This is a genomic window from Protofrankia sp. CiP1_Cm_nod2, assembly GCF_920664355.1.
Taxonomy (GTDB): Bacteria; Actinomycetota; Actinomycetes; order Frankiales; family Frankiaceae; genus Protofrankia.
The window spans coordinates 18,890-19,689 of sequence record NZ_CAKKTL010000066.1 but is presented as its reverse complement, the minus strand read 5'-3'; the positions used below and the strand labels follow the sequence as shown (position 1 = coordinate 19,689).

The 800-nt window shown below is 72.5% G+C and carries 1 protein-coding gene; it reads left to right on the top strand.

Translation table 11 applies throughout. The annotated features are described in order from the left end of the window. Positions 1-792: NAD-dependent epimerase/dehydratase family protein (locus tag NBW84_RS09855; RefSeq protein WP_250283841.1), on the top strand; the 792-nt coding region annotated here is incomplete at its 5' end. Positions 793-800: the final 8 nt, after the last annotated feature.

Below are 800 nucleotides of genomic sequence, written 5' to 3'. Positions count from 1 at the left end.
GCCGACGCCACCGACACCGCCCGGCTTGTCGAGCTGGCCACCGGAGCGGCTGTGCTGTTCAACTGCGCCATGCCGCCGTACGACCAGTGGCCTGCCCTGTTCCCGCCCCTGGCCGCCGCGCTGCTGGCGGCGGTGGAACGCGCCGGTACGGACTACGTCATGCTCGGCAACACCTACGGTTACGGGCCGCTCGACGGTCCCGCCACCGAGGACCTGCCCATGGCGCCAACCAGCGAGAAGGGCCGTGTCCGGGCGCGGATGTGGCACGACGCCCGCGCCGCTCACGACGCGGGCCGGGTACGCGTGACCGAGGTCCGCGCCAACGACTACCTCGGCGCCGGCGCCTACTCGCCGTTCACCCTGATGGTGGGGGCGCAGGTGCTGGCCGGTGTGCCTGCCTCGTATCCGGGCGACCTCGACGCGCCGCACAGCTGGTCCTACACCGGTGACGTGGCGCGCACGCTCATCGCCGCCGCCGGTCATGACGAGTCCTGGGGGCGGGTCTGGCACGTGCCGTCCACGTCGCAGGCCGCGGTGCGCGAGCTGGCGGGCCGCCTCGCCGAGGCGGCCGGTGTGCCCACCCCCCGGCTCCAGCGCATGACCCTGCGGGAACTCCAGGACATCGGGCGCACCGACCCTGTCGTGGCGGAGGTTCCCGAGATGCTGTACCTGTACGACCGTCCCAACATCCTCGACGCGTCGTCGGCGGTGAAGACCTTGGGCGTGACGTCCACGCCGCTTGATGACGTCCTGGCCGAGATGGCCGCGGAGCATGCCCGATCCACGCGCTGACGGCTTGG